A 2,396-nucleotide genomic window follows, 5' to 3' on the forward strand; every position below is an offset into this window, starting at 1 on the left:
GCCACCGCCACCGCCACCGCCACCGAAGGCAACCTCACCAAGAACCCCGGCTTCGAGGCCGGGCTCGGCGGGTGGTCCTGTTCCGGGGGCAGCGGGGCTGTCGTCGGCTCGCCCGTGCATTCCGGGAGCGGCGCCCTCAAGGCCGTGCCTGCCGGGGGCGACAACGCCCGGTGTGCGCAGGTCGTCAGCGTGCGGCCCAATTCGTCGTACACGCTTGCCGCCTGGGTGCAGGGCTCCTACGTGTACCTCGGCGCGAGCGGGACCGGCACCACCGACGTTTCGACGTGGACGCCGTCCGCCGCCTCCTGGCAGCAGTTGTCCACCTCCTTCACCACAGGGCCCTCCACCACCTCCGTCACCGTCTACACCCACGGCTGGTACGGGCAGCCCGCCTACTTCGCCGACGACATCACGCTCACCGGGCCCGGCGGTGAGCCCGGTGAGCCCGTGCCGGGTGCTCCGGGCGGGCTCAAGGCCGGGGCCGTGACGGACACCTCCGTGGCGCTGTCCTGGGATGCCGTCGCCGGTGCCACGGGGTACAACGTCTACCGGGACGGCACCAAGGCCGCTTCCGCCGACGGGACTTCGGTGACGGTCGGCGGGCTCGCGGCCTCCACCTCGTACCGGTTCCAGGTCACCGCCACCAACGCGGCGGGCGAGTCGGTGAAGTCGGGCGAGGTGACGGTCACGACGAGTCCCGGCGGCGGCGATCCGGGGCCCGGGCCGGGGCCCGCCCTGCCCAAGCACCTCGTCACCGGCTACTGGCAGAACTTCGACAACGGCGCCACCGTCCAGAAGATCAGCGACGTGCAGAGCCAGTACGACATCATCGCCGTCGCCTTCGCCGACGCGACGGCGACTCCCGGCGCGGTCGACTTCCACCTCGATCCCGCGCTGAACTACTCCGAGGCGCAGTTCAAGGCCGACATCGCCGCCAAGCAGGCGGCCGGCAAACGCGTCATCATCTCCATCGGCGGCGAGCGCGGCACGGTCACCGTCAACGACGCGGCCTCCGCCGCCCGTTTCGCGGACAGCGTCTACGCCCTCATGCAGAAGTACGGGTTCGACGGCGTCGACATCGACCTCGAGAACGGGCTCAACCCCACCTACATGACGCAGGCGCTGCGCGCGCTCTCGGCGAAGGCGGGCAGCAAGCTCGTCATCACCATGGCCCCGCAGACCATCGACATGCAGTCCACGTCGGCGGGCTACTTCCGCACGGCGCTCAACATCAAGGACATCCTGACCGTCGTCAACATGCAGTACTACAACAGCGGGTCGATGAACGGCTGCGACGGGAAGGTCTACGCGCAGGGCACCGTCGACTTCCTCACCGCCCTCGCCTGCATCCAGCTCGAAGGCGGACTCGACCCCTCCCAGGTCGGCCTGGGCCTGCCGGCCTCTCCGCGCGCGGCGGGCGGCGGCTACGTGCCCGCGTCCGTCGTCAACAACGCCCTGGACTGCCTGGCGAAGGGCACGGGGTGCGGCACCTTCAAGCCGTCGAAGACCTATCCCGGGATCCGCGGGGCGATGACCTGGTCGACGAACTGGGACGCGGCGGCCGGCAACGCCTGGTCGGGGGCGGTGGGGCCGCACGTCCACGGGCTGCCGTAGCCGCTGCCGTAGACGCGCTGCCGTAGACACCGGCACAGGCGCTGCCGTAGACGCCGCCCCAGGCGCCGGCACGGACGCTGCCGGGCGGGCCCCCGCGACCTCGGGCCCGCCCGGCTGCTCGGCGGTGGTGCCGGCCCTTACGGCTTCGGCAGCTCACAGCCCGGCAGGCTCAGGTCCACCTTGTTCCCGATCCCGATGCACTTGGCTATGCCGTACGTCTCCTGGGCGTAGTTGATGCCCTTCCGCACGGTGACCTGGCCGTTCTCGTCGACCTCGCACGGGTTGTTCATCGTGCAGCGCTCGCCGCTCTCGTTGCCCGTGTTGTTGATCGCGATGACCTTTCCGGTGTTCGTGTCGATCACCGGCGACCCGGACGTGCCCCCTATCGTGTTGCACGACGGGGTGTAGCGGAGCGAGTCCTTCCAGGTCCAGTCGCTCTCGCGCAGGCGGTAGACGAAGCCGTCGACGTTGCAGCTGTAGATCCGCTTCCAGAACCCGGAGACGACCTTGATCGGCGTACCGCTCACCGGGTGGTCCGCCGAGAGGCTGAGCGCGTTGATGCCGTAGCGCTGCTTGATCTGTGCGTAGGTTGTGTTCAGCTCGTACAGCGTGACGTCGGTGTCGGTCATCGTGGCGTACGAGACCTTGGTCGCGCGCAGCGTGGCGACCTTGTTCGCGGTGGAGCCCAGCAGGCTGAACGTCCGGGTCGACGGCCGGTCGGTGATGACGTCGCCGGGGCCCGGCATGCCGGTCTCCAGGCAGTGTCCGTTGGTCATGACGAG

General features: G+C 69.8%; 2 protein-coding genes. One reads left to right on the forward strand and one right to left on the reverse strand.

Annotated features, from left to right (window positions below; genetic code table 11):
• Window positions 1-1,614, forward strand: a 1,614-nt coding sequence (locus ACSNOG_RS32500) for a chitinase (protein ID WP_436756298.1), incomplete at its 5' end; no start/stop codon positions are given.
• A gap of 137 nt (window positions 1,615-1,751) precedes the next feature.
• On the opposite strand, the gene ACSNOG_RS32505 is transcribed toward ACSNOG_RS32500, so the two are convergent.
• On the reverse strand, window positions 1,752-2,396 hold a 645-nt coding region (locus ACSNOG_RS32505; protein ID WP_436756299.1), incomplete at its 5' end, for a S1 family peptidase.

Source organism: Streptomyces sp. URMC 124 (assembly GCF_051386455.1).
GTDB lineage: Bacteria > Actinomycetota > Actinomycetes > Streptomycetales > Streptomycetaceae > Streptomyces.